The sequence below is a fragment of the Shinella sp. 20P9.1.1 genome (assembly GCF_057798995.1).
In genome coordinates this window covers 168721-194184 of the sequence record NZ_JBYOLC010000010.1, presented here as the reverse complement: position 1 = coordinate 194184, position 25464 = coordinate 168721, and the positions used below count along the sequence as shown (strand labels likewise).

Genomic DNA, 25464 nt, shown 5'->3' with positions numbered 1-25464 from the left:
TCGTAAAATCAGTGAATGCTAATATTTTGAACAAAACCGGAAAACTGGCTGGCAAGGCTGCTGGCCCAGGGCCCGGTTCCATTGGATGTCCCGCTGTAGATCGTCGGCCAGCCTGTTCCCGCGGGAAGGACATGCTGCTGAACCTTGACGCCGGCCTGAGAGAGGCGATCGGCGTAACCCAGCGCCTCGTCGTGCAGCGGATCGTCCGCGGCCGTCAGCACGAGCGCCGGGGCAAGATCGGATAGACGCGAACACAGGCAGGGCGCGGCATAGGGGTGGCACACGCCGCCGCTGAGATAGTGGCTCCAGCCGTCCGCCCAGCGCTGGCGCATGCCGATGGCGTCTGCCTCGCGGAAGGAGCGGCTGGCCATGAAGGGATCGAGCAGCGGCGAAAGCAGGACCTGGCCGTCGAGTTCGTCGGCGAAGTGGTCGCGCGCCTTGAGCGCCACGCCGGCCGCGATGTTGCCGCCGGCCTCCTCGCCGCCGATCAGGAGCGGCGACTTGCGGTCGCCGAGGCCGGCGCGCTTCTTGGCGAGATAGGAGAAGATCGAGAAGCCGACTTCCAGCGGCTTCGGAAAGATGCCGCCGCCGAGCGCATTATAGTCAGGCACGGCGACGATGGCGCCGGTCGAGGCGATGCATTCGGCAAGCGGGCAATGCTTGAGCCCGGTTTCCGTGAAGGCGCCGCCGTGGAAATAGAGCAGGACGGGCGCGCCCTTTGCATATTCGGCGCCCTGATAGACGCGCACCGACACGGGGCCGATGGCCACCTTGTCGAACGTCACATCCTTGATCTCTACCGGCATCGATTTTGTCCTGTGGGCCGCTTGGAAATAAGCTGGTCCCTCACCATTTATATCGTCAGTCATTTTGCCCGGATAAGTGTGGTAAAACGGATTTCACTGTCCAAAATTTCGAACAATCATAGCTTCCAACGTGGGAATGTTCCATGGATCAGCTTTCTGCGATGCGCGTCTTCCTCCGGGTGGTGGAGACGGGTAGCTTCACCGGCGCTTCCGCCGCGCTCGGCATGCCCAAGGCAACCGTCAGCAACCTGATCCAGAATCTCGAAACGCATCTTCAGACCAAACTGCTCAACCGCACCACGCGCCGGGTGATGGTGACGACGGACGGGGCGCTTTATTACGAGCGGGCAAACCAGATCGTCACCGAAATCGACGAACTGGACGGCAGCCTGTCGCATTCCCGCATGAGCCCGAGCGGGCGCCTGCGCGTGGAAATGTCAGGCGCTTTCGCAGACCTGCTGATCATTCCCGAACTCAATGATTTCCATGAGAAATATCCCGATATCAACATCGATCTCGGGGTGGGCGACCGCACCGTGGATTATCTGGCGGAGAATGTCGACTGTGCGCTGCGCGCGGGATCACCGGGCAATGCCTCGCTGATCGCGCGTCGTGTTGGGGAGATGGGCCTGGTGGCCTGTGCTGCGCCCGCCTATATCGAACGCTTCGGCATGCCCGAGCATCCCTCCGACTTGGAGGCGGCGCATCACTGCGTGAACTACTTCCTGGCACAGATCAACCGAATCATGCCCTTCGAATTCACGCGGGATGGCGAGACGCTGGAGATCAATAGCCGCTACATTCTCTCGGTCAACGATGCGCGCAGCTATCTGGCCGCAGCGCTGTCCGGGCTTGGTGTCGCGCCGCTTGCCTGTTTCATGGCGCGCGAACCCATTGCCAGAGGCCAGCTCGTCCCGGTGCTGCCCGACTGGCATATCGAGCCCGTCCCGCTCTACATCGTCTATCCGCCGAACCGCCACCTCAGCAACAAGGTACGCGTCTTTGTTGACTGGGTCGTGCGGCTTTTGGCAAGAACCGAGCTGACCGGCGCGGGCAAATCCTGACGCGTCACGCTTCGACGGCGGTGACCAGGCGTTTGCAGGCGCCGATGAGGTCCGGTTCGGAGAGCAGCGCACCGCCGATCAGATACATCACGTCATTGCCGTAGGCGTCGCGCATTTCGGGCAGGCGGGAAAAGGTCATACCGCCGCCGGGCGCGGCGACAATGGCTTTCGGCCCGCCCATGTCCACGGCGCAGGCCGTTGCGATCGACTGGCATTCTTCGCGCGTGAAGCCGAAGCGCCCGCCGAAATTCGGATAGACCACGGCATCGGCGCCCATCAGGCGGTGCAGCGTGCCGAAGAAGGCGCGGTGCGAGAAACCGCAATCGGGCGAGACGACATTGGCGCCGGAAAAGGCCGGGTGCGAGACGATCGGCAGCGAAAAATCCGGATCGGCGGCGAGCGTGCGCACGATATCGTAGCCGGCGAGCGCCGGCGCGATCATGACGCCGCCGGCGCCAAGCGCCTGCGCCTGTTTCGCGCGCTCGATGATCGCCGTGGCGGGGCCGGTGATGTTGGGCACGAAGCTCGTCTTCCCGCCGCTCTTCGCATTGGCTTCGCCGACCGCTTCGATGCAGGCCTTCAGCCGCGCATCGAACGGTGCGGTCTTCTGGTCGACGAGCCCATGGTCGTCCTTGACGAAATGCATGCCGCCGAGCGCGAAATCATGGGCAAGGCGGGCAAGCTGCGCAGTCGACAGGCCGACCGGCTTGATGGCCGACATCAAAAGCGGCTTTTCGCCAATGCCGGCGCGGGCGCGCAGGCCGGCAATGCCGTGGCGTGGTCCCTTGCAGAGATCAAGGAGACCGGGCGAGAGACCGATATCCTCCACCTTGAGCCCCGGCTTGATGGAACTGTTGCCGAAGACGATGTTGAGGAATTGCAGGAAATCGCCGCCGACATCGTCTTCCGAATAGGAGATCGTGGCGAGAAAACCCTGTCGGTCCTCGGTATCCCTGTGCAGGCTTTCCAGGCGACCGAGGATTTCGTCCTCGATATAGCCTTTCGGCACGACATTGCGCGGAATTTCCACGGTCTGTTCCAGCGCGATATCGAGCGCGCGCGCCCTGGCTTCCGCCTCGTCGGCGGCACGCACGAAATAGGTGACCGTGAAGCGCGCCGCCATCAGAGCGCCTCGGCCTTCTGGGCGGAATGCACGTGGTCGAGACGGACTTCCGCCAGCTCTTCCTCGCCGATGGCGAGCGTCTTGCCGACAAGGCTTTCAATGGCCGCGACGAGCGCCCCGGCATCGAGGCCGTATTTCTTCATGAGATAGGGTTTCGAGGCCCCATGCGCGAAGGTGTCGTTGAGGCCGAGGCGCTTGAGGCGGACGCCGAGCCCTTCCTCCGCTAGGATTTCCGCGACCAACGAGCCGAGGCCGCCGACGATCGTGTGGTTCTCCAGGGTTACGATACCCTTCTTGCCGCGTGCAGCCTTCAGCAAGCCGTCCCGGTCGAAGGGTTTCAGCGTCGAGGCGTGCAGGTGGTGGACACCGATGCCGCGTGCCGCGATCGGCCCCGTTGCGCGCAATGCCTCTTCGGTGCACACACCGGAGGAGACGACGAGGATGTCATCCCCTTCCGAGAGCGTGCGCAGCTTGTTGAATTCGAAGGGCGTCGAGAACAGGCGCGGCACCTCGCCGCGCAGGATGCGCACATAGACCGGACCGTCGATGCTGTCTGCGACTTCCAGAACGGTTTCGACTTCGGTGGCATCGCCCGTTTCGAGGATCGTCATGTTCGGCACGGCGCGCAGCACCGCGATGTCCTCGATGGCCTGGTGCGTGATGCCACCCGGCGTGGTGATACCGGGCAGAAAGCCCATCAGCCGGACCTTGCGGTTGGAATAGGCGATCGAGTTGATCAGCTGGTCATAGGGCCGGCGATAGAGGAACACCGAGAACGTATGGATGAACGGCCGGAAGCCCTGCATTGCAAGACCGCCGGCAAAGGACAGCATGTTCTGCTCGGCCATGCCGAGCGACAGGAACTGGTCCGGATGCCGGTCGCGAAAACCGTCGACCTCGCAGGAGGAGGTGAGGTCGGCCGACAGGCAAAGAACTTCAGGGCGTGCGGTGGCGAAGGCCTCGAAGGCTTTCGCATAGGGGCGGTTGACGATTTCGACCATGGTCAGGCCCCTTCCATCGCGGTGAGATCGATGCCGAGTTCGACGGCGAGCGCGGCCTGCATTTCCAGCCGCTCCTCCGCGCTCTTGAAACGCACATAGTGCAGGCGCGGGAAACGCTTCTTCAGGAAATCCATGCCCTGATAGGGCGAGGTGTTGGCGAGGATGACGAGCGGTTTGCCGGCTTCGGCACTTTCCGCCGCAGCACGCAGCGCGCCGAGATCGTGGCCGTCCACCGAACGACAGGTGACGCCGAACGCGGCGACACGGGACGCGAGATCGCCGAGATCGAGCACCGAGGACATGGCCCCGTCGCATTGCTGGCGGTTCACATCGACGATGACGCGGATATTGTCGATCCTGTGATAGCTCATCGCCGCAAGGCATTCCCAGGTCTGGCCCTCCTGGAATTCGCCGTCCGACATATAGACCCAGACCTTGCCGGGCTCCTTTTTCCTGAGTCGCGCCCAGGCGACGCCCGAGGCCATGGAAAGGCCCTGCGCCAGCGAGCCCGTCGTCACTTCCATGCCGGGGCTGTGTTCGGCGCCGATCATCTCGACCGAGCCGCCGTCCTTGTTGAAATGGTCGAGCGCATGGTCGTCCATGCGGCCGGTCTCAATCAGCGCGGAATAGATGACGAGCGCATAGTGCGCCGGCGAGATGAAGAGGCGGTCATAGTCCGGGCCGATGGGGCCATGGTAGCCGGCGCCGGTGAAGGCATCGGGGTTGTGCGCCGAGGGCACGCCGCGGAAGGGCAGCGGCACCTTGGGCAAGGTCGGTTCGCCGAGCTTCAGCAGCTCGTTGTAGAGCAGCGCAAGGCTTTCGGCGGCCGAGCAGGCCTGGCTGAGATAACCGCCATTGTGCTTCATTGTGTGGAAGAACACGCGGCGGCGGATGCCGAGCGCGATTTCCTCGGTGGTTTTCTGGTTCGGCAGGCTCATCGTCTCAGCTCCGTTCCGGGAAGAGCGCCCTCAGGCCCTCGGGCGAGGGCGTGGCGATGCCGCGCTCGGTGATGAGGCCGGTGATGAGGCGGGCGGGCGTCACGTCGAAGGCGGGGTTGGCGGCGGGGCTGCCTTCCGGCGAGATGCGCACGCTCGCAATCGAGCCATCGGCGGCGCGGCCCTGCACGAAGCTCACCTCGTCTGCGGTGCGCTCCTCGATCGGAATCTCCTTGACGCCGTCATGCACCGTCCAGTCGATGGTGGGCGAGGGCAGCGCGACATAGAAGGGCACGTTGTTGTCGCGCGCGGCGAGCGCCTTGAGGTACGTGCCGATCTTGTTGCAGACGTCGCCGTTCGCCGTGGTGCGGTCGGTGCCGACGATCACCATGTCGATATCGCCATGCTGCATCAGATGGCCGCCGGCATTGTCGACGATCAGTGTGTGCGGCACGCCATGGCCGTTCATTTCCCAGGCGGTGAGATAGGCGCCCTGATTGCGGGGGCGGGTCTCGTCGACATAGACGTGGACGGGAATGCCCGCCTCGACGGCCATGTAGATCGGCGCCGTCGCGGTGCCGTAATCGACGGTCGCAAGCCAGCCGGCATTGCAATGGGTGAGGATGCGCACGGGCTCGCCGGGCTTCTTCTTGGCGGCGATCTTGCGGATGACGTCGAGGCCGTTGGCGCCGATGGCGCGGTTGAGCTCGACATCCTCTTCCGCGATCTCGGCGGCGCGCGCATAGGCGGCGGCAGCGCGCTCGGCTTCCGGCAGCGGGCGCAGATAGCCGCGCATCGCATTCAGCGCCCAGCGCAGGTTGATGGCGGTCGGGCGCGTCTCGTTCAGCTCTTCCCAGACGGCATCGAGATGCGCGTCGGACGGGTTCTTGGCCATGGCGATGGCGATACCATAGGCGGCGGTGACGCCGATCAGCGGCGCGCCGCGCACCCACATGTCCCTGATGGCGACGGCGACATCGGCGACGGTCTTCAGCGTGACGACACGGAATTCATGTGGCAGCCAGCGCTGGTCGATGATATCGACGGCGCGGCCGTCCTCGTTGAGCCAGATCGTATGGTAGTGGCGTTCTCCGACTTTCACGCGAGGATCTCCTTTTCAAGCCGCTCCACCGTCTCGCGGATATCGCGGAGGCTGTGGATGCGCTGCCGGTTCACGGCGAGGTGACGCCCGAACTTCAGCGCCTTGCTTTCGCAGGGCGCGCGGCGGTCGGGGTCGGTGATGGTTTCGAAATCGGCATTGTGGGCAAGGCCGAGAATGCGGCGGTGGATCTCGATGCCGGCAAAGCCGAGCATCTCGCGCCAGATTTCGTTGATGACGATGTTGAGCGCCTGCTCGGCGGCGAGCGGGTCGTTGCGGTCCTCGAAGAGACTGGCCTGATAGAGGATGCCCTTGCGCTCGGTGCGCCAGAGATGGGCAAATTCCGCGCGGAACGTTTCCCACAGCGTGTCGATCGTGTCGAGCAGGTAGGCGCGCATGCCGTCGCGCGCGCCTGATGATGCCTCATGGCCGGCCTGCGAGAAATAGCTCATCCAGAAATTGGCGATCAGCATGCCGACGTCGAAGCTGATCGGGCCGTAGAAGGCGAATTCCGGGTCGATGACGCGGGTCTCGTCATCCGTCACCATGACGGAGCCGGTGTGCAGGTCGCCGTGGCAGAGCGTTTCGGCCTTGGCGGAGAAGAGGTGTTTCAGTCGCTGCGCCTCGACCTTGAGGTCACGGTCGGCCCGCAGTTCGGCAACGAGCGGATCAAGCTGCGGCGTGGTGTGGCGGTTAAGCGTGGCCTCGAAATAGGGATCGGAGAAGACGAGGTTTTCCGTGATGTCGCAAAGCTCGACATTGTCGGAGAACAGCGCGACATCCGCCTTCTTCTCGCGCGTGACCATGGAAAGGTCGGAGCCGCGAAAGAGGGTGCGGGCGACGAAGAGGCCGAGGTCGCGGCCGATGTCAGGCAGTTCGCGCCCGTCGATCAGCGCGCGGCGCAGGATGACATGCGGCGTCAGGAACTCCATGACGATGATGGCCTGCGCCTCGTCGAAGAACAGGACCTCCGGCACCATACCGGGATCGCGTGCGCCCTGGCGCTTCAGCGCGTGATATTCGAAGAAGGAGCGCTTGAGCGGCAGCGGCCAGCTCTCGCCGACGAGGCGCACATAGGGCAGCGCCTGCTTGACGATGACGGCGCCCGTTTCGCCCGTGACGATGAAGACCAGATTGAGGTTGCCGTCACCGACTTCCTTGACCGTCCAGCGGGACGTATCGCTTCCGATCTTCTCGGTGAGGGCGGCGTTGCAGCCAAGCCTTTCCGGCAATGTCTCGGCGCTCAGCGCCTCGAAGACGGGATTGTTCATTGTGTTCTCCTCCTGCACATGGGGCGGTCGCCTCCGCTTGCCGCCATGCCGTTCTTGCCCACAGCTAAGGCATCATTCTGTCAAATGTCAACGGCCTTGACATTTGATGAGAGCCTATCCTAACGTGGCGTCATTGGGAGGCGGAAATGAGCGAACAGGCAGTGTTTCGCATTGAGGGCGTGCGCAAATCCTTTGGGCCGGTCACGGTTCTCCAGGGTGTGGACCTCGACCTCAAGGCAGGCGCAGTGACGGTTTTGATGGGTGCCAACGGTGCCGGAAAATCCACGCTCGTGCGCATCCTCTCCGGCGTCTATACGCGGGACGCAGGCACGATCACGCTGGCGGGTACCGCCTTCGATCCGGCGACGCCGGCCGAGGCGATCCGCGCTGGTGTCGTCACCGTGCACCAGAACATCAATGACGGCGTCGTCGCCGATCTCGACGTCGCGACCAACCTGACGCTTGACCGGCTGAACGGGCGCGGCGCGCGGCTGTTCTTCAATCCGCGCCGGGTGCGCCGCGAGGCCGCTGCCGTCGCCTCGCGCATGGGCCTTGCCATCGACCTTACGGCCAATATCAACGACCTCACGCTGGCCGACCGCCAGATGGTGGCGATCGCACGCGCCATGGCGCATGAGCCGAAGGTGCTGATCCTCGACGAGCCGACCTCGTCGCTGTCGAGCGCGGAGGCCGATCGCCTGTTCGATCTCGTCGATCGCCTCAAGGTGCGCGGCGTCGCCATTCTCTATATATCGCACCGCATGTCGGATATCCGCCGCCTCGCCGACAGCATCCTCGCTCTGCGCGACGGCCGCATCACCGGCCGTTTCGAAGGGCCCGAGCTCGATTACGAAGGCGCGGTCAATGCCATGCTCGGCCGAAAGGTCTCCGCCGGCGAGGTCGCGGTGCGCGCGGCCGGTCGCCCGGTGTTCAGCGTGCGTGGCCTGAAACTGTCCGAACAGACGCGGCCCTTCGATTTCGATCTCGGCGATGGCGAGATCGTCGCCGTCACCGGCCTTGTCGGCGTCGGCAAGACGGCGCTCGCCGAAACGCTGTTTGGTGCCCGCGCACCGGCGGCCGGCGAGATGACGCTGGACGGCAAGCGTTATGCGCCGAAGTCGACGGGGCAGGCGATTGCGCAGGGCGTCTTCCTCGTCGCCAAGGACCGCGCGATCAGCGGCATCGTGCCGGATTTCAATATCTACGAGAATATCAGTCTGCCGTTCCTGCGTAGGCTGTCGTCCCTCGGTATTGCCAGCCGCCGGGCGGAGAAGGCCAAGGCGCGCCGGCAGATCGCGGAACTCGGCGTCGTCTGCCGCAGCGAGCGCGACGAGATGCAGACGCTGTCGGGCGGCAACCAGCAGAAGGTCATGGTCGGGCGCTGGCTGTCCGAGCCGTCGCGCCTGCTGATCCTCGACGAACCCTTCCAGGGCGTCGACATTGCCGCCCGCCGCGACATCGGCGCGAAACTGCGCGCGTCCGCCGCCGGGCGCAGCACCATTCTTTTCCTGACGGAACTCGACGAGGCCTTCGAGGTCGCCGACCGCATCCTGGTGATGTCGGAACAGACCATCGTCGGCGAGCACCGCAATGCCGACATCGATGTCGAGCGGCTGCTCTCGCAGATCGCCGGGCAATTCTATCAACAGGTCAGTGCATGATGACGAGCGAACAGAGCAATTCCACCGGCGCCGTCCCGCCGGCCGCCTTCAACATCCGGGAAACCGCGATCAAATACGGCTTCCTCGTGCTGCTCGCCGGCATGGTGCTCTATTTCTCGGCGGTGACCGGCGGCTTCGCCTCACCGCAGAGCGCGGTCTTCATCCTGCAATCCGTGTCGATCACAGGCATCTTGGCGCTCGGCGTCACGGCGACGCTGGTCGTCGGCGGTTTCGACCTTTCCATCGGCTCCGTCGCCACCACGGCCATGATGGCCTCGTCCTATGTGATGGTGGTGATGGGCGGCGACGCGCTGACGGCGACGCTGGTCTGCCTTGCCGTCGGCGTGCTCGTCGGCCTGATCAATGGCATCATCATCGTCTATATGCGCGTGCCGGATCTTCTGGCGACGCTCGGCATGATGTTCCTGCTGCTCGGCCTCCAGCGCATCCCGACCGAGGGCCGCTCGATCGCGACAGGCATGACGCTGCCCGACGGTTCGACGGCGACCGGCGCCTTCAGCCCGGCCTTCCTGGCGCTCGGCCGCCACCGCTTCGACCTGATCCTGCCCAATCTCGTGCCGGTTTCGGTGGTCGTGCTGATCGTGCTCGCCATCGTCATCTGGTTCTTCCTCGAATATACCCGCTTCGGCCGCATGATGTATGCCGTCGGCTCCAACGAGCGCGCGGCGAGCCTCGCCGGTGCGCCGGTCAATGCCTACAAGATCTCGGCCTATATCATCTCCGGCGTCTTCGCCTCGATCGGCGGTATCCTGCTCGCCGCCCGCCTCGGGCGCGGCGATATCGCCTCGGGCAACAACCTGCTGCTCGATGCCGTCGCGGCAGCACTCATCGGCTTCGCCGTGCTCGGCGCCGCCAAGCCGAACGCCTTCGGCACGGCGATCGGCGCACTCTTCGTCGGCATCCTGCTGCAGGGCCTGACGATGATGAACGCGCCTTACTACACCCAGGATTTCGTCAAGGGCGCCGTGCTCGTCATCGCCCTGATCTTCACCTTTGCGCTCTCGAAAAGAGGCAAACGCTGAGGGGGAGCCTCGGCGGATAACCAAAGTTCACCAGTGGAGGAGACTGACATGAATTTTACGCGTAGAACCCTGGGCAAGCTGACGCTCGGGCTGATGGCTGCGGCATCGTTTGCCGTGCCGTCCTTTGCGGCGGATATGCCCAAGCCGTTCGACAAGCCCGGCGACGTGAAGATCGCGCTCGTGCGCTATCTCTCGACCGGCGACTTCTTCCAGTCGTACCTCGCCGGCGTGGAAGCGCAGGCCAAGGCGCTCGGCGTCCAGCTGCAGGTCTTCGACAGCCGCCAGGACGCGGCCCTCCAGGCCGACATGGTCGACCAGGCCATCGCGCTCGGCGTGCAGGGCATCATCATCCAGCACGGCCTGACGGAATCCATGAAGGAAGCCGCCCAGCGTGCGGTCGATGCCGGCATCAAGGTCGTCGCCTTCGACGTCAATGTCGAAAACGACAAGATCCCGCAGGTCGAGCAGTCGGACCGTGACCTCGCCCGCCTCGCCCTCGAACAGGCGATCAAGGACAATGGCGAAAGCTTCAAGGCCGGTTACGTCTATGTCGCCGGCATCGCGCCGCTCGACCGCCGCGACGAGACCTGGAAGGAATTCAAGAAGAAATATCCTGGCATCAACGAGGCCGCCCAGTTCGGCACGATGGACAACCCGATCGCCAACTCGGTCGCCAATCAGGCGCGTTCGGTCATCTCGGCCAATCCTGATATCACCGTGATGTTCGCTCCCTATGACGAATTCGCCAAGGGCGTGAAGATCGCCGTCGACGAAGCGGGCCTGTCCTCCAGCGTCAAGATCTACTCGGCCGACATCTCGACCTCGGACATCGCCGCCATGCGCGAATCCGGCTCCGCCTGGGCCGCGACGGCCGCGACGAACCCGGCCGTGGTCGGTCAGGTCTCGGTGCGCTCGCTTGCCATGCTGCTGGCCGGTGAGGACCCGGGCAAGCAGGTCATCGTGCCGCCGACGCTGATCACCCAGAAGGACCTCAACGATCAGGACATCAAGAACATGGAAGAGCTTGGCACCAAGCTGCCGCAGTTCGCCCATGCCGACGTCGCCATGCCCGCATGGATGCCGAAGCCCTGATTTTTGGGTGATGGAATGAAGAAGGGGCGGCCCATCGGGCCGCCCCTTTTTGCATGTCCGGTCAAGACGAAAACGGGGCAGTTACCTGCCACGTCCTGGAAATCAGCGCATTGCCGCTGCGATATTGCCGCCGTCGACGGTGGTGACGTCGGCAGTCGTGCGTTCGGCAAGCGCGTGGTGCACGAAGGCGCGGGCGACGTCTTCGGCGGTCACTTCGAGGCCGAGCAGGTTGCCGCCCATATAGTCCTTGACGGAGAGGCCGCGGGCGGCGGCACGGTTGGCGATCATCTCGTCATTGAGCAGGCCGGAGCGGATGCGGTCGGCATTGACGGCGTTGACGCGGATGTTGTCGGCGCCGTGTTCCAGCGCATATTGCCGCGACAGGAAGAGGGTCGCGGCCTTCGGCAGGCCGTAAGCGCCGAATTTCGCGCCCGGATTGACCGCCTGCTTGGAGGCATTGAACAGCAGCACGCCGCCGGTCTTCTGCGCCTTCATGATGCGCACGGCATTCTGCGCCACGGTCTGGTGGGCGAAGAAATTCAGCTCGAAGCTCTTGCGCAGCAGCGCATCATCCATGGTGGCGATCGGGCTTTCCCAGGCCGCACCCGCATTGGACACGACGATATCGACGCCGCCGAAGGTGGCGACGGCCTTGTCGAAGGCGGCGCGCACGGAGACGGGGTCGGTGATATCGCAGGCGATGCCGATCGAATTGTTGCCGGCCGCCTTGGCGACCGCTGCCGCCTTCTCGCCGTCGAGATCGAGCGCCACGACATGGGCACCTTCGGCCGCGAAGGCCTTGACGACGGCCGCGCCGATGGCGCCGGCACCGCCAGTGACGATGGCGACCTGGCCGGTGAACGGCTTCGGCTTGGCGCCGGCGAGCTTCGCCTGTTCCAGCGACCAATATTCGAGATCGAAGAGATCGGGACGGCTTACCGGCTCGAAACGGCCGACGGATTCGGCGTCCCGCGCCGCCTCGATCCACATCTCGCCGACATCGACGGCGATGGTCGCATCCTTGAAGGTCCGGCCATGGCCGAACATGCCGAGGCCGGGCACCAGCGTCAGGCGCGGCATGGGATCGAGCATGGTGCGCTTGACGTCGTCGCGGGCGTCGTTGCTGCGGAAATATTCGGCATAGTCGGCGGCGAAGACCGCGACGTGCTGATCGATGACCGCGCGGTAGCCGGCGAGATCATCGCTTGCCGGTGCCGGCAGCACCATCGGGCCGGTCTTGATGCGGATGGAGAGGTCGGGCGTCGAGACGCCGCGCGCCGCCATGTCCCGGATTTCAGCCGCGTTGACGAAATCGAGAATGGCCGGAGAGGCGCGGAAGACGCTGACCATGCGGTCGTAGCGGCCCTCGCCCTTGTCGACGGCGACGGCGCCACGCAGCAGGGGGGCGATGTCGGCGGGGCTTGCGAGCTCTGAGGGCAGGGTGGCCGGCGTAAAGGCGTTGCGGCCGTTTTTCTTGACGTGATTTTCGGCGACCGTGACGTAGTGGATCATCCGGTCATAGGCTTCCCGGGCGGTGTCGCCGAAGGTGAAGATGCCGTGTTTGTCGAGGATCAGGCCCTCGACCGTCGGGTCCTGTTCGAACACTTCGGCGGCCGCCTTGGCGAGCGCGAAACCGGGCATGATATAGGGCACGAAACCCATCTTGGTGCCGAAGAGTTCGGCGCTCATCTCGCGGCTCTTCGCCTGATCGGCGATCGCGAGAATGGCGGTCGAATGGGTGTGGTCGACGAATTTGTGCGGCAGGAAGGCGTGCAGCAGCGCTTCCACGGAGGGGTTCGGTGCTGCGGGGTCGATGAGATTGGCGCGCAGCAGCGTTACCATATCCTCGTCGGAGAGTTTTTCGAGTTTGCGGCTCTTCAGGAGCGCGCTGATCTTCACGGCGGGCAGGCCCGCCGGCTCGATGACACCCATGTCCCAGCCGCTGCCCTTGACGCAGAGCACCGCATGCGTGTCGCCGACGAGGTCGGTCATCTCGGTCTTCACGGAGGTGTTGCCGCCGCCATGCAGCACGAGCCGCGGTTCCCCGCCGAGCAGGCGGGTCGTGTAGGTGCGCAGCGCCAGATCGCGGTTGACGCCCTTTGCGGCATAGCTCGCGACGACCTTTTCCGCTTCGTCGTCGCGCCAGAGATTTTCCATCGTATAAGCCTCCCGATAAACCGGCCCGGCCGGCGTCGGCGGACCCAAACAGTCTTGGCTCAAGCCTTGCCCGAACCACCCTTTTCCCAGCGTTCCAGAATGCGGCGCGCCATCGACGTGGTGACGATGAGATGCGAGACGAAGCCGCCCTTCAGCGCCGCCATCAACGGCTCGAACTTGTTGTCTTCCTGCACGACGAGCATGCGCTTCCGGATCGCCCTGATGGAATCGAGATCGGCGGAAATGCAGCGCCTGTTGTGGTTGCAGTCCATCCATTGGCCGTCATGATCGATCAACTGGCCGGCGATGACGCCGGCGGCGCCCTTCTCGCCCATGGCATGCATGTCGGCCGCCGACAGCGCGCCGCATTTGACGAGGTGGCTGTCATCCTCGATGCCGCCGACGGAATAGAGCGCGAGATTGCAATCCGAGATCGTCGCAAGCTGCTCCTTGATGACGGGCTCGCCGCGCAGTTCCTCGGCGAGGCGCTCGGAGGAGAGTACGAGCGGTGCATAGAAATTGATGCCCTCGGCATTCAGCCGCCGGGCGATTTCCGTGGTGCACTGGTCCGGCCGATAGGAATAGGGCGCACCGAGATTGCCGCAGAGCTGTACAACAGTGACGCCGCGCAGATCCGCGAAAGGCATGACGTCGGCGATGTGATAGACCGTGCGGCCCCAGGCCACGCCGATCCGGTCGCCCTTGTTGATCAGTTCGAGGAAGACTGAAGCCGCAACGACGGGCATTTCCGCTGCCGGGTCCATCGCCTGCCGGTCTTCCGGCACCAGCCAGGCCGTGGTCAGGCCCGTCGCGTCTTCCAGCTCGCGGGCCAGCACGTCGTCGGAGAAAAGCTCGGAAGAGGTCGAGATCGTGACAATTCCCATCTCGCGCGCCTTGCGCAGATACATGGCGATGGAGGCGCGGGAGATGCCGAGCCGCTGCGCGACCTCATCCTGCCGCAGACCGTGCGTGTAGTAGAGCCAGGCGGCCTTGTGAATGATCTGGTCGTTCGGTCGGACAGGCATTACGGCTCTTTCGTTTGGTGTTCTGACATTAGTCATTAGCGCTGACAAAAGTCAACGTGCGCGTTTCATAAGCGTATCAGATTGATAAGCGTTTGCGGATATTCGCCGGAGGCACATCTCGAACCGTCCCATCCTGCGCGCTCCGTTCGAAACGGCGTCCGTCGAATATCCCCGCTGATTTTCCCCGCTTTGCCGCCGCCACCTAAAATCGTGCGAACGCAAACTGGAAAACCGACGATCATGGACGCAACCGAGAATCTCAACCTGCCCTACATCCTTCCCTCCCAGGCACAGAAACACGTCACCCACAACGAGGCGATCAAGGCGCTTGACGCGGTCGTGCAGCTTGCGGTGATGAGCCGGAGCGTCGCCACGCCACCGACATCGCCGGCCGCGGGCGTGCGCTACATCGTGCCGGCGGGTGCGACGGGCGCATGGGCGGGCCGCGAAAAGCATGTCGCCGCCTGGCAGGACGATGTCTGGATGTTCTACATGCCGCGCACCGGCTGGCTTGCCCATGCCGTCGATGAAGGCGTGCTTCTCACCTTCGGCGCCACCGACTGGGCGCTGTCGGCCTTTAATGTCGCCCTGCCGGACAGGCTCGGCCTCAATGCGATCGTGAACCCGCCGAACCGGCTGGCGCTGGCCGGTGACACCTCGCTGTTCTCCCACGAGGGCATGGGCCACCAGCTCAAAATCAACAAGGCGACGTCGGCGGACACCGCGTCCGTGCTGTTCCAGACGGGGTTTTCGTCGCGCGCCGAGATCGGCGCCATCGGGAGCGACGATTTCCGCCTCAAGGTGAGCCCGAACGGCTCCACCTTTCTCGATGCCATCACCGTCGACCGCAGTTCGGGGCGTGTTTCCTTCCCCGCCGGCGCGACGGGTCTGCGCATCCAGCTGACCGCAGCGCGCACCTACTATGTCGCGACGACCGGTAGCGACACCAATACCGGTCTGAGCGCCGGTCTGCCGTTTGCGACCCTGCAGAAGGCCGTGGACGAGGCGCACAAGCTGGATTGCGCGAGTTTCGACGTGACGATCCAGCTGGCGAACGGCACCTATGCCGCCGGCGCCACCATCGGCCGACCCCTGTGGGGCGGCGGCACATTGATCATCAAGGGCAACGAGACGACGCCGGCCTCGGTCGTCATGAGTTCGGGGCTGAGCTTTCGCAACGGCGCGCAGGTGCGTGTCGCCGGCCTGCGCTTCGTCATCGCCACGGATCTCATCAACGCGCTCTCCGTGGGCAACGGGGTCTATCTGCGCACGGGCAAACTCGAATTCGGCGCTGTCGGCGCCAACGCGGACCACATCTTTGCGGACAATCCCTGCCATATCGCCATCGAGGACGACTATACGATCTCCGGCGGCGGGCGCAGGCACATGAATATCGGCATGGGTTATGTGGTCGGGGCAAACCGCACGATCACGCTGACGGGCACGCCCGCCTTCACGCATTTTCTGGCGGCGAGCAACTGCGCCTCGATCGCCCTCTCGAACCTGACGGTCTCGGGTGCGGCGACGGGCAGCCGCTACATTGCCGAGACGAACGGCGTCATCAACACCTATGGCAAGGCGACGACCTATCTGCCCGGCTCCACCGTCGGCACCAATCCGACGGGCGGCATCTACGCCTGATCAAAGCATCGCATGCATTGCTTCCCGGCGGCTCTTGCATCAAGGCCGCCGGACTGGTTATGACAGGGGTATGTCTCTCGAATCCGTCCGCGCCTTCTTCGCCGAAAACGCCCCAGACATCGACGTTCTCGTCACCGAGCAGAGCTCGGCGACCGTGACGCTCGCGGCCGAGGCGCACGGCGTTGCGCCCGAACAGATCGCCAAGACGATCTGCCTGCGGATCGGCGAGGAGACCGTGCTTCTGGTCGCGGCCGGCACGGCGCGGCTGAGCAACCGGAAATTCAAGGATCGCTTCGCTGCAAAGCCGCGCATGCTCGACGCCGAGCAGGTGCTGGCCGTCACGTCGCATCCGGTGGGAGGCGTCTGCCCCTTCGGCCTGCCGGCGCCCGTTCCGGTCTACTGCGATGTGTCGCTGAAATCCTTCGAAGAGGTGGTTCCGGCGGCGGGCGCGACGAATGCGGCGGTGCGTATCGCGCCCGACCGCATGGCAAGCCTGGTCAAGGGCGAATGGGTTGACGTCTGCGAGTGACGTGACCCCGGCCCCAACGGGCTAATCGTGAAAGAGTTTCGCGCAAATCCGGGGAAATGCCCCGCTGGCAAAATTCTGCTCCAGCAAGCAATATGACGAAACTGTGATCAACCGCGGCCGGCTTCCGGCGGACAGCGGCGCGCGGACGCGGGGGTGTCTCGCGGGCAGGCGGTTCGCGGTGCGAAGCGTCGGCTTGGTTCCGGGCTGCTGGAGGAGCATTTGCCCGGAGGTTCAGCACGGCGCGCCTCAGGCAGCGCCAGGGGGAGAAAACATGTTCGAAAAGCTGTTCAAGCTGAGTGAGCACGGCACGTCCGTGCGCACCGAAGTGGTGGCGGGTCTCACGACCTTCCTCACCATGTCCTATATCATCTTCGTCAATCCGGACATTCTGTCGACCACGGGCATGGACCGGGATGCCGTCTTCGTCGCCACCTGTCTGGCGGCCGCGCTCGGCTCGCTCGTCATGGCGCTCGTCGCCAATTGGCCGATCGGCATGGCGCCCGGCATGGGCCTCAACGCCTTCTTCGCCTTCACCGTCGTCGCCGCCCTCGGCTTCACCTGGCAGCAGGCGCTGGGCGCGGTCTTCATCTCCGGCCTCATCTTCGTGATCCTGACGGTCACGGGCGTGCGCAGCTGGCTGATCGAAGGCATTCCGCATTCGCTGCGCAGCGCCATTGCCGCCGGTATCGGCCTCTTCCTCGGCATTATCGCGCTGAAGAACGCCGGCATCGTCGTCGACAATCCGGCAACGCTCGTCGGCCTCGGCAGCCTCAAGGCGACCGGCCCGCTGCTCGCCATCCTCGGCTTCTTCATCATCGCCGTGCTCGATGCGTTGCGCATCAAGGGTGCGATCCTGATCGGCATTCTCGCCGTGACGATCCTCTCCTGGGTCACCGGCGTCAGCCAGTTCCAGGGCATCGTCTCGGCCCCGCCGTCAATGCTGCCGACGTTCCTGCAGCTCGACATCATGGGGGCGCTGCATGGCGGCCTGGTGCATGTCATCCTGGTCTTCGTTCTCGTCGAAGTGTTCGATGCGACCGGCACGCTGATCGGCGTCGCCAAGCGCGCCAACCTGATCCAGGAAGGCAAGAAGAGCCGCCTCGGCCGCGCCCTTCTCGCCGACAGCACGGCGATCGTCGCCGGCTCGCTGATGGGCACCAGCTCCACCACGGCTTACGTCGAAAGCGCCTCGGGCGTCCAGGCCGGCGGCCGCACGGGCCTCACCGCCTTGACCGTCGCGATCCTGTTCCTCGCCGCTCTCTTCATCTCGCCGCTCGCCGGCTCGGTGCCGAGCGTCGCGACGGCTCCGGCCCTGCTCTATGTCGCAGGCCTGATGATGCGCGAACTGACGGAAATCGAATGGGAAGACCTGACGGAAGCGGCACCGGCTGCGCTGACCGCGCTTGCCATGCCCTTCACCTACTCGATCGCCAACGGCCTTGCCTTCGGCTTCATCAGCTATGTCGTCATGAAGCTCTTCACCGGCAAGTGGAAGGACATCCACCCGGCAACGGCGATCGTCGCGGTCCTCTTCGTCATCCGCTTCGCCTTCTTCGCGGAATAGACGACAAGCTATCCATCCAAACGGAACGGGCCGCGCTCAAAGCGCGGCCCGTTTGCGTTTTGGCTGCCTGTTGCAGGCGCGACCGGATCGGCTATCCGTAAAGACGAAAATGCCGGCCCGTGGAGGCGGGCCGGCGGATCCGCGTTTCCCCGGTGGTGGATCAGCGGACCAGGAAGGATTCCTGGTAGAAATGTTCCTCAAGGTTGACGCCCTCGCCGCCGCGATCGACCACGGCGAAATCCGAGGTCTTGTCGAGCGGCGTCAGGATACCGTGCCAGACATTGCGGCCGATATTGACGCCCTGGCCGGGTGCCGTGCGGAAGGCGATGGGCTCGGCCGGGCCGGTTTCCGTTTCCTCGGCGACGACGACGAGGAAGGAGGCGTCACCAAGCGGAATGAAGGCCTGGCTGCCGAGCGGATGGCGCTCCACCATCTTCAGTTCCAGCGGCAGCGGATAGGGTTCGCCGCGCAGCAGGCTGATCATCGGGCGAGCTTTCTCGCCCGTCGTCTCGATGTTGGCGAGGTCGTGGAAGCGCGTGCACTTGCCCGCATTGATCGGGAAATTGTGCGCGCCTTCCTGTTCGATGACCTGGCCAAAGGGCGCGAAGGCCTCGCGGGTCAGCTCTCTGATTTCGATGGTCTTCATGTCTTTCCTCCCTCGGCCGTGTGGCCAAAAACCCTCAGACGGCTGATGCCGCCGTCCGGATGAATGTTCAGGCGGACATGCGTCACGGCACCCGCCTGCTTCACGAGATGGCCATCGAACGTATGGATACGGTCGGCGGCCAATTTCTGCTCGGGCAGGATTTCCTGCCAGAACATCGACGCGGCGGTGACAAGGGTGGGGAGGTCCCCCGTCGTGCCCGTCAGATCGGCGGCCTGCATGGAGCAGGCATCCGGGTAGTTGCCCTTGAAATGGGCGGTATCGACGACGATGCTTTCGAGCGTCGCGCGTGCGGCAAGCTTGACCACGATCCACTCGTGACCCGGCTGCCGGCGGCGGCTGGTTTCCCAGCCATCGCCCATATTGACGCCACGGCCGGGCGCGAGCAAGCGCTGATGGCCGTAGTGACCGTTGGAAAATGCAATGACCTGCCCGCCCGAAAGCGCGGAAGCGAGATCGATCGGCCCTTCGGCGGGCGCCAGCGCGGGAATACCATAGACCCGCAGCCGCGCCACCCCGCCATCGGGATAGATCCGCAGCCGGACATGGCTGAACAGGCCGTCCACGGCACAGTCGAAGAAATGCTGGGCGCTCGGCCCGAGCGGGCTTGGCGCCAGAAGCTCCACCCATTCCGATGCCTCGTCTGGGCCATCGGGCGCCAGACAGCCCTCGATGGCGCAAGCCGTCGGGTAGTTGCCGGTGAAGAAGGCGGTATCGACATCGAAGCCGCGGATGCGGCCTGCGGTCGCCAGCGCGATCACGGCGTGGTCATGCCCCGGCCCACGCCGCCGCCGCGTTTCCCAGCCGTCCATCCATTTGCCATGCGCGTCATAGACGCCGGCATGGTAGACGGCGGGCTCGTCGGAGAGCATGCGCGACAGCGGGCCGAAGAACTCGTCCGTCGCGCAAAGCCCCTTCGCCCCGAGACCCGCTGAGGCAAGATTGATCGTTCCGCGTGCGAAGGCGGGCAGGGCGGCCGTCGACATGGTCGTATCTCTCAGTCCGGCAGCAGCGCCTTGAGCCGCAGGTAGCCGATGCGTTCCACCTGCTTGCAGGCGGTGGCGAATTCGGTGTCGCGGCCATGGGCGATGCGTTTTTCGAAGGCGGCGAGGATGCTTGCCTTGGTGTTGTCGCGCACGGCGATGATGAAGGGAAAGCCGAACGTCTTCACATAGCGGTCGTTGAGATCGGTAAAACGAGCGCGCTCCTCGTCCGTCAGGGCGTCGAGACCGGCGGAGGCCTGCTCGTCGGTTGAGCTCGCCGTCAGGCGCTTGGCCTGCGCCAGCTTGCCGGCGAGATCCGGGTGGGCGACGAGAACGCCGAGGCGTTCCTCTTCGCTTGCGGCGCGGAACTGGAAGGCGAGCGCGGCGGCAAGGCCGATGGAGGTGTCATTGGCCGGCGAAAGCTCGCCAGCCCAGGCGCGCTCGGCGATCCAGGGCGAATGCTCGTAGATATCGCCGAAGCGTTTGACGAACGCCTCCTTCGGCATCTGTGAGGGGCGCTCGGCCTGCGGCTGCGGCGGATGGGTCTTTGCCCAATGTTCGGCAATATCGACGCGCCGGGGGATCCAGACCTTCTCATGGCTCTGGATGTAGTGGATGAAGCGGGCGAGCGCCATGACGCGGCCGGGGCGGCCCATCAGGCGGCAATGCAGGCCGATGCTCATCATCTTCGGGTGGCCCGCCTTGCCCTCGGCATAGAGCGCGTCGAACGAATCCTTCAGATAGGTGAAGAACTGGTCGCCGCTGTTGAAGCCCTGCGGCGTGGCGAAGCGCATGTCATTGGCGTCGAGCGTATAGGGAATGATCAGCTGCTGCTTGCCGTTGTGCTCGTGCCAGTATGGCAGGTCGTCCGAATAGGTGTCGGAAATATAGTCGAAGCCGCCGGCCTCGCTGACGAGATCGACCGTGTTGACCGAACAGCGGCCGGTATACCAGCCGCGCGGTCGCTCGCCCGTCACCAGTGTGTGCAGGCGGATCGCCTCGGCGATGGCCGCGCGCTCGTCCTCGGGGCTCATGTCCTTGTGCTCGACCCATTTCAGGCCGTGCGAAGCGATTTCCCAGCCGGCCTCGATCATTGCGGCGACCTGGGCGGGCGAGCGCTGCAGCGCCGTTGCCACGCCATAGACCGTGACGGGCACGTTCTTTTCCGTCAGAAGGCGGTGCAGGCGCCAGAAGCCGGCGCGCGCGCCGTATTCGTAGATCGATTCCATGTTCCAGTGGCGCTGGCCCGGCCATTGGGCGGCGCCGACGATCTCCGACAGGAAGGCTTCGGAAGCCGCGTCGCCATGCAGCACGCAGTTCTCGCCGCCTTCTTCATAGTTTAGGACGAACTGGACGGCGATGCGCGCATCACCGGGCCACTGAGCCTTCGGCGGGGTCTGACCATATCCGTGCATGTCGCGGCAATATCGCATGGAACGCTCCTCCAAACGCTTTCGATTGCCAAATGCTAACCTGAAATTTGCGCGTTACATTCCTCAGGAAAATTTGAAAGTCTCGAACGATCTCACCGCTTTTCAGTGGATAAAGGGTGACGGATAGTGATGGCAGGCGTAGTGTGCTCGGGAGGAAAACATGCAGTCTCATAGCCAGGGAGCCGGGCGGCTCACGACCCACGTTCTGGATACGGCGCGCGGCAAGCCTGCGGAAGGCCTGCGCATCGATCTCTACCGGGTCGAAGGCGAAACCTTCCACCTGATCAAGACCACACAGACGAATGACGACGGCCGTTGCGACGCGCCGCTTCTCGCTGGTGAGACCATGAAATCCGGCACCTACGAACTGCGTTTCCATGCTGGCGACTATCTCGGCCGCAATGGCGATGGCCCGCTGTTCCTCGATATCATCCCGATCCGTTTCGGCCTTGCCGACGAGGGCGCGCATTACCATGTGCCGCTGCTCGTCTCGCCCTTCAGCTATTCCACTTACCGCGGGAGCTAATGCCATGGCGGCCCCAAAAATCCGCTCCGAACTGCGCTTCATCCTCAACGGTCAGGACGTGTCGCTGCGCGACGTCGCCCCCGACCAGACGTTGCTCGACTGGCTGCGCCTCTCCAAACTGCTCAAGGGCACCAAGGAAGGCTGCGCCGAAGGCGACTGCGGCGCCTGCACCGTGCTCGTCGGACGGCTCACTCCTTCCGGCGGCCTCGTTTATGAGGGCGTCAACGCCTGTATCCGCTTCATGGGCTCGCTCGACGGCTGTCATGTCGTGACGGTCGAGCATGTTGCCGCCCGCGACGGCAAGCTGCATCCGGTGCAGCAGGCGATGGTCGATTACCACGGCTCGCAATGCGGTTTCTGCACACCTGGCTTCGTCATCTCGCTCTATGCGCTGTGGATGCAGACGCCGAACCCGAGCGATCGAGAGATCGAGACGGCGCTGCAGGGCAATCTCTGTCGCTGCACCGGCTACGAGCCGATCCTGCGCGCCGCCCGCGCCATTTCCAGCTATGGCGGCACGGAGAAGGATCCGCTGCTCGTCGAGCGCGACGCGATGATTGCGCGCCTCAAGGCACTGAAGGACGGCGCTCGCGTCGAGATCGGCGACGGCAAGAGCCGCTTCGTCGTTCCCGCCGATCTCGATGATTTCGCCGCCGTACTGGAGGCTGCGCCGACTGCAACGGTCGTTGCCGGTTCCACCGACGTCGGTCTCTGGGTCACCAAGCATATGCGCGATATCTCGCCCGTCGTCTTCATCGCCGGGCTGGACGAGCTGAAGTCCATCTCGGTCGAGGGGGATACGGTCACCATCGGTGCCGGCGTCACCTATACGGAAGCGCTGAAGACGCTGGCGAACCATGTGCCGGCGCTCGGTCCGCTCATCGAGCGCATCGGCGGCCAGCAGGTGCGCAACATGGGCACGATCGGCGGCAACATCGCCAACGGCTCGCCGATCGGCGACACGCCGCCGGCGCTGATCGCGCTCAACGCCACACTGACCTTGCGCAAAGGCACCGAGCGGCGCACCATCCGCCTCGAAGACTACTTCATCGCCTATGGCAAGCAGGACCGCCAGCCCGGCGAATTCGTCGAGGCCGTGCATGTGCCGGCACCGGCGGCGGGTGAAAAGTTCGCCGTCTATAAGGTGACGAAGCGCCGCGACGAGGACATCACGGCATCGCTCGGCGCCTTCCGCCTGGCGCTTTCGGCCGATGGCACCGTCACCGGCATCACCATTGCCTATGGCGGCATGGCGGCGACGCCGAAGCGTGCCTTCGCCGTGGAAAAGACGCTTCTCGGTCAAAAATGGACCGAGGCGACGGTGGAAGCGGCCATGGAGAAATATGCGGAGGATTACGCCCCGCTGACCGACATGCGCGCCACCGCCGGATACCGCGCACTGGTGGCGAAAAACCTGCTGCTGCGGTTCTACACGGAAACGACCTCAGGCGCGGCATCCGCGCAAGTGTCCAGATACGAGGCTGCGTGAGCCATGAACAAGCACACCCCCGATCTCAAGGCTGAGAAAATCGAAGGCGGCGTCCATGCGAGCGTGCGCCACGATTCCGCGCACAAGCATGTCGCCGGAACCGCCGTCTATATCGACGACATCACCGAGCCGGCCGGCACGCTGCATGCGGGCCTCGGCCTGTCCACCGTCGCGCACGGCCTCCTGAAATCCGTCGATCTCTCGGCCGTCCGCGCTGCCCCCGGCGTCGTCGACGTTTTGACCTATCAAGACATTCCCGGCGTCAACGACATCTCGCCCTCGGGCATGCATGACGACCCGGTTCTGGCGGAAGGCAAGGTGCAGTTCCACGGTCAGCCGATCTTCTGCGTCATCGCGGAAACCCGCGAGGAGGCCCGTCGCGCCGCGCGGCTCGCCAAGATCGAATATGAGGAACTGCCGGCCAATATCGATATCTGGAATCTCGACCAGACGACGCATCCCCAGGTCTTCCCGCCGCTGACGCTTAAGCGTGGTGATGCGGCCGCAGCGCTCGAAAGCGCGCCGCGCCGGGTGAAGGGCCGCATGCGGCTCGGCGGGCAGGACCATTTCTATCTTGAGGGGCAGGTGTCGCTCGCCATACCCGGCGAGGACGACGAGGTTCTCGTCCACTGCTCGACGCAGGGTCCGAGCGAAACGCAGCACATGATTGCGCATGCGCTCGGCGTGCCGAGCAATGCGGTTGCGGTGGAAGTGCGCCGCATGGGGGGCGGCTTCGGCGGCAAGGAGACGCAGGCCAACCAGTGCGCCGCACTCGCCGCGATCGCCGCCAAGAAGCTCAACCGCGCCGTCAAGGTTCGCCTCGACCGCGACGAGGACATGGTCGCGACCGGCAAGCGGCACGATTTCGCCATCGACTACGATGTCGGCTTCGACGACGAAGGCCGTATCCTCGGGATCGACTACACGTTCGCCCTCCGGGCCGGTTTCTCGGCGGACCTCTCCGGCCCGGTGGGCGACCGGGCGCTGTTCCACTGCGACAACGCCTATTTCTTCCCGCATGTGCATGCCAAGTCGTCGCTGCTTCACACCAACACGGTGTCGAACACGGCGTTTCGCGGTTTCGGCGGCCCGCAGGGCATGGTCGGTGCGGAGCGCGTCATCGACGAGGTCGCCTTCGCCGTCGGCAAGGACCCGCTCGATATCCGCAAGCTGAATTTTTATGACGCCATGGGCGTGGAGGGTGAGCGTAACCTCACGCCCTACCACCAGAAGGTCGAGGACTGCATCATCCAGCGCATCGTCGCCGAGCTGGAAGAGAGCGCCGACTATGCCGGCCGCCGCAAGGCGATCCGGGAATTCAACGCCAACAGCCGCTTCGTCAAACGCGGTCTCGCGCTGACGCCGGTGAAATTCGGCATCTCCTTCACCAAGACGGAATCCAACCAGGCCGGCGCGCTGGTGCATGTCTATACGGACGGTTCCGTGCACATGAACCACGGCGGCACGGAAATGGGCCAGGGCCTGCACCTGAAGGTGGCGCAGGTGGTGGCCGAAGAGTTCCAGATCGATCTGGAACGGGTGAAGATCACCGCGACGACGACGGCCAAGGTGCCGAACACCTCGCCGACCGCCGCCTCCTCGGGCGCCGACCTGAACGGTATGGCCGCCCAGGATGCCGCCCGCCAGATCAAGGACCGGCTGATCGATTTCGCGGCGGAAAAATACCAGATCCCGCGCGACCAGGTGGTCTTCCTGCCGAACCGCGTGCGCATCGGCAATGCCGAGATATCGTTCAACGATCTCGTCAAACAGGCCTATATGGCGCGTATCCAGCTCTCGGCGGCCGGCTTCTACAAGACGCCGAAGATCCATTGGGACCGCTCGAAGGGTCGCGGCCACGCCTTCTACTACTACGCCTATGGCGCGGCCTGCTCGGAAGTCTCCGTCGATACGCTGACCGGCGAATATGTCGTGGAGCGCACCGACATCCTGCACGATACCGGCCGTTCGCTGAACAGGATCATCGATATCGGCCAGATCGAGGGCGGCTTCATCCAGGGCATGGGCTGGCTGACGACGGAGGAACTGTGGTGGGACGGCAAGGGGCGGCTGCGCACCCACGCGCCCTCCACCTACAAGATCCCGCTCGCCTCGGACCGCCCGAAGATCTTCAACGTCAACCTCACCGACTGGTCGGAAGCCTACGAGCCGACGGTCCATCGCTCCAAGGCGGTCGGCGAGCCGCCGCTGCCGCTCGGCCTTGCCGTGCTGCATGCGCTGTCGGATGCGGTGGCGGCGGTGGCGGACCACACGATCTGCCCGCAGCTCGATGCGCCGGCAACGCCCGAATGCGTGCTGATGGCCATCGAGCGGCTCAAGGCCCAGAAGAAGGGGTGA

Annotated in this window: 21 protein-coding genes; 10 read left to right on the top strand and 11 right to left on the bottom strand. The window is 64.5% G+C overall.

Annotated features, from left to right (window positions below):
- Positions 1–8 precede the first annotated feature (8 nt).
- The gene (locus AC27VQ_RS18340) at positions 9–806 is read right to left on the bottom strand and encodes an alpha/beta hydrolase fold domain-containing protein (protein ID WP_488717404.1); all 798 of its coding nucleotides are present in this window, start codon (positions 804–806) and stop codon (positions 9–11) included.
- A gap of 143 nt (positions 807–949) precedes the next feature.
- On the opposite strand from AC27VQ_RS18340, the gene AC27VQ_RS18335 reads away from it, so the two are divergent.
- On the top strand, positions 950–1870 hold the full coding sequence (locus AC27VQ_RS18335; protein WP_313530892.1) for a LysR family transcriptional regulator: 921 nt from the start codon (positions 950–952) through the stop codon (positions 1868–1870).
- Between the two features lie 4 nt (positions 1871–1874).
- On the opposite strand, the gene AC27VQ_RS18330 is transcribed toward AC27VQ_RS18335, so the two are convergent.
- The 5 genes from AC27VQ_RS18330 to mtnK are packed head-to-tail and all read right to left on the bottom strand — an operon-like array spanning position 1875 to position 7299.
- Positions 1875–2993 (bottom strand): RuBisCO large subunit C-terminal-like domain-containing protein, encoded by a 1119-nt coding sequence (locus AC27VQ_RS18330; RefSeq protein WP_488717403.1) that lies wholly within the window; start codon positions 2991–2993, stop codon positions 1875–1877.
- Entirely contained in the window at positions 2993–3994 is a 1002-nt protein-coding gene (locus AC27VQ_RS18325) for a transketolase family protein (protein ID WP_488717402.1), read from the bottom strand. The genes AC27VQ_RS18330 and AC27VQ_RS18325 overlap by 1 nt, the downstream gene beginning before the upstream one ends.
- 2 nt (positions 3995–3996) lie before the next feature.
- Entirely contained in the window at positions 3997–4932 is a 936-nt protein-coding gene (locus tag AC27VQ_RS18320) for a transketolase (RefSeq protein WP_488717401.1), read from the bottom strand.
- Between the two features lie 4 nt (positions 4933–4936).
- Positions 4937–6031 carry an S-methyl-5-thioribose-1-phosphate isomerase gene (gene mtnA, locus AC27VQ_RS18315; RefSeq protein ID WP_488717400.1) on the bottom strand — a complete coding sequence of 365 codons (1095 nt, stop codon included), beginning with the start codon at positions 6029–6031 and terminating at the stop codon, positions 4937–4939.
- A complete protein-coding gene (gene mtnK / locus AC27VQ_RS18310; protein ID WP_488717399.1) occupies positions 6028–7299 on the bottom strand; it encodes an S-methyl-5-thioribose kinase in 1272 nt (423 codons plus the stop codon). Before mtnK ends, mtnA begins: the two co-directional genes overlap by 4 nt.
- A 146-nt stretch (positions 7300–7445) precedes the next feature.
- Between mtnK and AC27VQ_RS18305 the strand changes: the two genes are divergently transcribed.
- Genes AC27VQ_RS18305 through AC27VQ_RS18295 form a run of 3 tightly spaced genes read left to right on the top strand, consistent with a single transcriptional unit; the run spans position 7446 to position 11095 of the window.
- Positions 7446–8960 carry a sugar ABC transporter ATP-binding protein gene (locus AC27VQ_RS18305; protein ID WP_488717398.1) on the top strand — a complete coding sequence of 505 codons (1515 nt, stop codon included), beginning with the start codon at positions 7446–7448 and terminating at the stop codon, positions 8958–8960.
- Positions 8960–10003 carry an ABC transporter permease gene (locus AC27VQ_RS18300; protein ID WP_160859264.1) on the top strand — a complete coding sequence of 348 codons (1044 nt, stop codon included), beginning with the start codon at positions 8960–8962 and terminating at the stop codon, positions 10001–10003. Before AC27VQ_RS18305 ends, AC27VQ_RS18300 begins: the two co-directional genes overlap by 1 nt.
- 48 nt (positions 10004–10051) lie before the next feature.
- On the top strand, positions 10052–11095 hold the full coding sequence (locus AC27VQ_RS18295; RefSeq protein ID WP_488717397.1) for a substrate-binding domain-containing protein: 1044 nt from the start codon (positions 10052–10054) through the stop codon (positions 11093–11095).
- A gap of 102 nt (positions 11096–11197) precedes the next feature.
- Here AC27VQ_RS18295 and AC27VQ_RS18290 read toward each other — a convergent pair whose 3' ends face one another.
- Both AC27VQ_RS18290 and AC27VQ_RS18285 read right to left on the bottom strand, forming a co-directional pair.
- On the bottom strand, positions 11198–13252 hold the full coding sequence (locus AC27VQ_RS18290; RefSeq protein WP_488717396.1) for a bifunctional aldolase/short-chain dehydrogenase: 2055 nt from the start codon (positions 13250–13252) through the stop codon (positions 11198–11200).
- Between the two features lie 59 nt (positions 13253–13311).
- Complete coding sequence (locus tag AC27VQ_RS18285; protein ID WP_244759914.1) at positions 13312–14277, bottom strand: sugar-binding transcriptional regulator; 966 nt, start codon at positions 14275–14277, stop codon at positions 13312–13314.
- A 240-nt stretch (positions 14278–14517) separates the two neighbouring features.
- On the opposite strand from AC27VQ_RS18285, the gene AC27VQ_RS18280 reads away from it, so the two are divergent.
- The 3 genes from AC27VQ_RS18280 to AC27VQ_RS18270 all read left to right on the top strand — a co-directional run bounded on the left by AC27VQ_RS18280 (position 14518) and on the right by AC27VQ_RS18270 (position 18011).
- A complete protein-coding gene (locus AC27VQ_RS18280) occupies positions 14518–15918 on the top strand; it encodes a DUF2793 domain-containing protein (protein ID WP_488717395.1) in 1401 nt (466 codons plus the stop codon).
- 70 nt (positions 15919–15988) lie between these two features.
- Positions 15989–16447: a YbaK/EbsC family protein gene (locus AC27VQ_RS18275; protein ID WP_488717394.1), complete on the top strand. Its 459-nt coding sequence runs from the start codon at positions 15989–15991 to the stop codon at positions 16445–16447.
- Positions 16448–16718: 271 nt separating this feature from the next.
- Complete coding sequence (locus tag AC27VQ_RS18270; RefSeq protein WP_488717393.1) at positions 16719–18011, top strand: NCS2 family permease; 1293 nt, start codon at positions 16719–16721, stop codon at positions 18009–18011.
- A 160-nt stretch (positions 18012–18171) separates the two neighbouring features.
- Here the strand turns inward: AC27VQ_RS18270 and AC27VQ_RS18265 are convergent, their stop codons facing one another.
- Genes AC27VQ_RS18265 through puuE form a run of 3 tightly spaced genes read right to left on the bottom strand, consistent with a single transcriptional unit; the run spans position 18172 to position 21091 of the window.
- Entirely contained in the window at positions 18172–18657 is a 486-nt protein-coding gene (locus tag AC27VQ_RS18265; RefSeq protein ID WP_488717392.1) for an ureidoglycolate lyase, read from the bottom strand.
- The gene (alc, locus tag AC27VQ_RS18260) at positions 18654–19661 is read right to left on the bottom strand and encodes an allantoicase (protein WP_488717391.1); all 1008 of its coding nucleotides are present in this window, start codon (positions 19659–19661) and stop codon (positions 18654–18656) included. The genes AC27VQ_RS18265 and alc overlap by 4 nt, the downstream gene beginning before the upstream one ends.
- Positions 19662–19672: 11 nt before the next feature.
- Positions 19673–21091, bottom strand: coding sequence for an allantoinase PuuE (gene puuE, locus AC27VQ_RS18255; RefSeq protein ID WP_488717390.1), 1419 nt, complete (start codon positions 21089–21091; stop codon positions 19673–19675).
- Between the two features lie 160 nt (positions 21092–21251).
- Between puuE and uraH the strand changes: the two genes are divergently transcribed.
- From uraH to xdhB, 3 genes are read left to right on the top strand one after another with little or no spacing between them, the layout of a single operon-like run.
- The gene (uraH, locus tag AC27VQ_RS18250; protein WP_488717389.1) at positions 21252–21617 is read left to right on the top strand and encodes a hydroxyisourate hydrolase; all 366 of its coding nucleotides are present in this window, start codon (positions 21252–21254) and stop codon (positions 21615–21617) included.
- Between the two features lie 4 nt (positions 21618–21621).
- Positions 21622–23106, top strand: coding sequence for a xanthine dehydrogenase small subunit (gene xdhA / locus AC27VQ_RS18245; RefSeq protein ID WP_488717388.1), 1485 nt, complete (start codon positions 21622–21624; stop codon positions 23104–23106).
- A 3-nt stretch (positions 23107–23109) separates the two neighbouring features.
- Positions 23110–25464 carry a xanthine dehydrogenase molybdopterin binding subunit gene (xdhB, locus tag AC27VQ_RS18240; RefSeq protein ID WP_488717387.1) on the top strand — a complete coding sequence of 785 codons (2355 nt, stop codon included), beginning with the start codon at positions 23110–23112 and terminating at the stop codon, positions 25462–25464.

Bases quoted from the DNA above. Each gene is read 5' to 3' on its own strand.
- AC27VQ_RS18270 (WP_488717393.1), top strand. From the start codon at position 16,719: ATGTTCGAAAAGCTGTTCAAGCTGAGTGAGCACGGCACGTCCGTGCGC.
- AC27VQ_RS18300 (WP_160859264.1), top strand. From the start codon at position 8,960: ATGACGAGCGAACAGAGCAATTCCACCGGCGCCGTCCCGCCGGCCGCC.
- uraH (WP_488717389.1), top strand. From the start codon at position 21,252: ATGCAGTCTCATAGCCAGGGAGCCGGGCGGCTCACGACCCACGTTCTG.
- AC27VQ_RS18305 (WP_488717398.1), top strand. From the start codon at position 7,446: ATGAGCGAACAGGCAGTGTTTCGCATTGAGGGCGTGCGCAAATCCTTT.
- puuE (WP_488717390.1), bottom strand. From the start codon at position 21,091: ATGCGATATTGCCGCGACATGCACGGATATGGTCAGACCCCGCCGAAG.
- AC27VQ_RS18330 (WP_488717403.1), bottom strand. From the start codon at position 2,993: ATGGCGGCGCGCTTCACGGTCACCTATTTCGTGCGTGCCGCCGACGAG.
- AC27VQ_RS18265 (WP_488717392.1), bottom strand. From the start codon at position 18,657: ATGAAGACCATCGAAATCAGAGAGCTGACCCGCGAGGCCTTCGCGCCC.
- xdhA (WP_488717388.1), top strand. From the start codon at position 21,622: ATGGCGGCCCCAAAAATCCGCTCCGAACTGCGCTTCATCCTCAACGGT.
- AC27VQ_RS18340 (WP_488717404.1), bottom strand. From the start codon at position 806: ATGCCGGTAGAGATCAAGGATGTGACGTTCGACAAGGTGGCCATCGGC.
- AC27VQ_RS18295 (WP_488717397.1), top strand. From the start codon at position 10,052: ATGAATTTTACGCGTAGAACCCTGGGCAAGCTGACGCTCGGGCTGATG.
- xdhB (WP_488717387.1), top strand. From the start codon at position 23,110: ATGAACAAGCACACCCCCGATCTCAAGGCTGAGAAAATCGAAGGCGGC.
- AC27VQ_RS18320 (WP_488717401.1), bottom strand. From the start codon at position 4,932: ATGAGCCTGCCGAACCAGAAAACCACCGAGGAAATCGCGCTCGGCATC.
- AC27VQ_RS18335 (WP_313530892.1), top strand. From the start codon at position 950: ATGGATCAGCTTTCTGCGATGCGCGTCTTCCTCCGGGTGGTGGAGACG.
- AC27VQ_RS18325 (WP_488717402.1), bottom strand. From the start codon at position 3,994: ATGGTCGAAATCGTCAACCGCCCCTATGCGAAAGCCTTCGAGGCCTTC.
- mtnK (WP_488717399.1), bottom strand. From the start codon at position 7,299: ATGAACAATCCCGTCTTCGAGGCGCTGAGCGCCGAGACATTGCCGGAA.
- AC27VQ_RS18275 (WP_488717394.1), top strand. From the start codon at position 15,989: ATGTCTCTCGAATCCGTCCGCGCCTTCTTCGCCGAAAACGCCCCAGAC.
- AC27VQ_RS18290 (WP_488717396.1), bottom strand. From the start codon at position 13,252: ATGGAAAATCTCTGGCGCGACGACGAAGCGGAAAAGGTCGTCGCGAGC.
- AC27VQ_RS18285 (WP_244759914.1), bottom strand. From the start codon at position 14,277: ATGCCTGTCCGACCGAACGACCAGATCATTCACAAGGCCGCCTGGCTC.
- alc (WP_488717391.1), bottom strand. From the start codon at position 19,661: ATGTCGACGGCCGCCCTGCCCGCCTTCGCACGCGGAACGATCAATCTT.
- AC27VQ_RS18280 (WP_488717395.1), top strand. From the start codon at position 14,518: ATGGACGCAACCGAGAATCTCAACCTGCCCTACATCCTTCCCTCCCAG.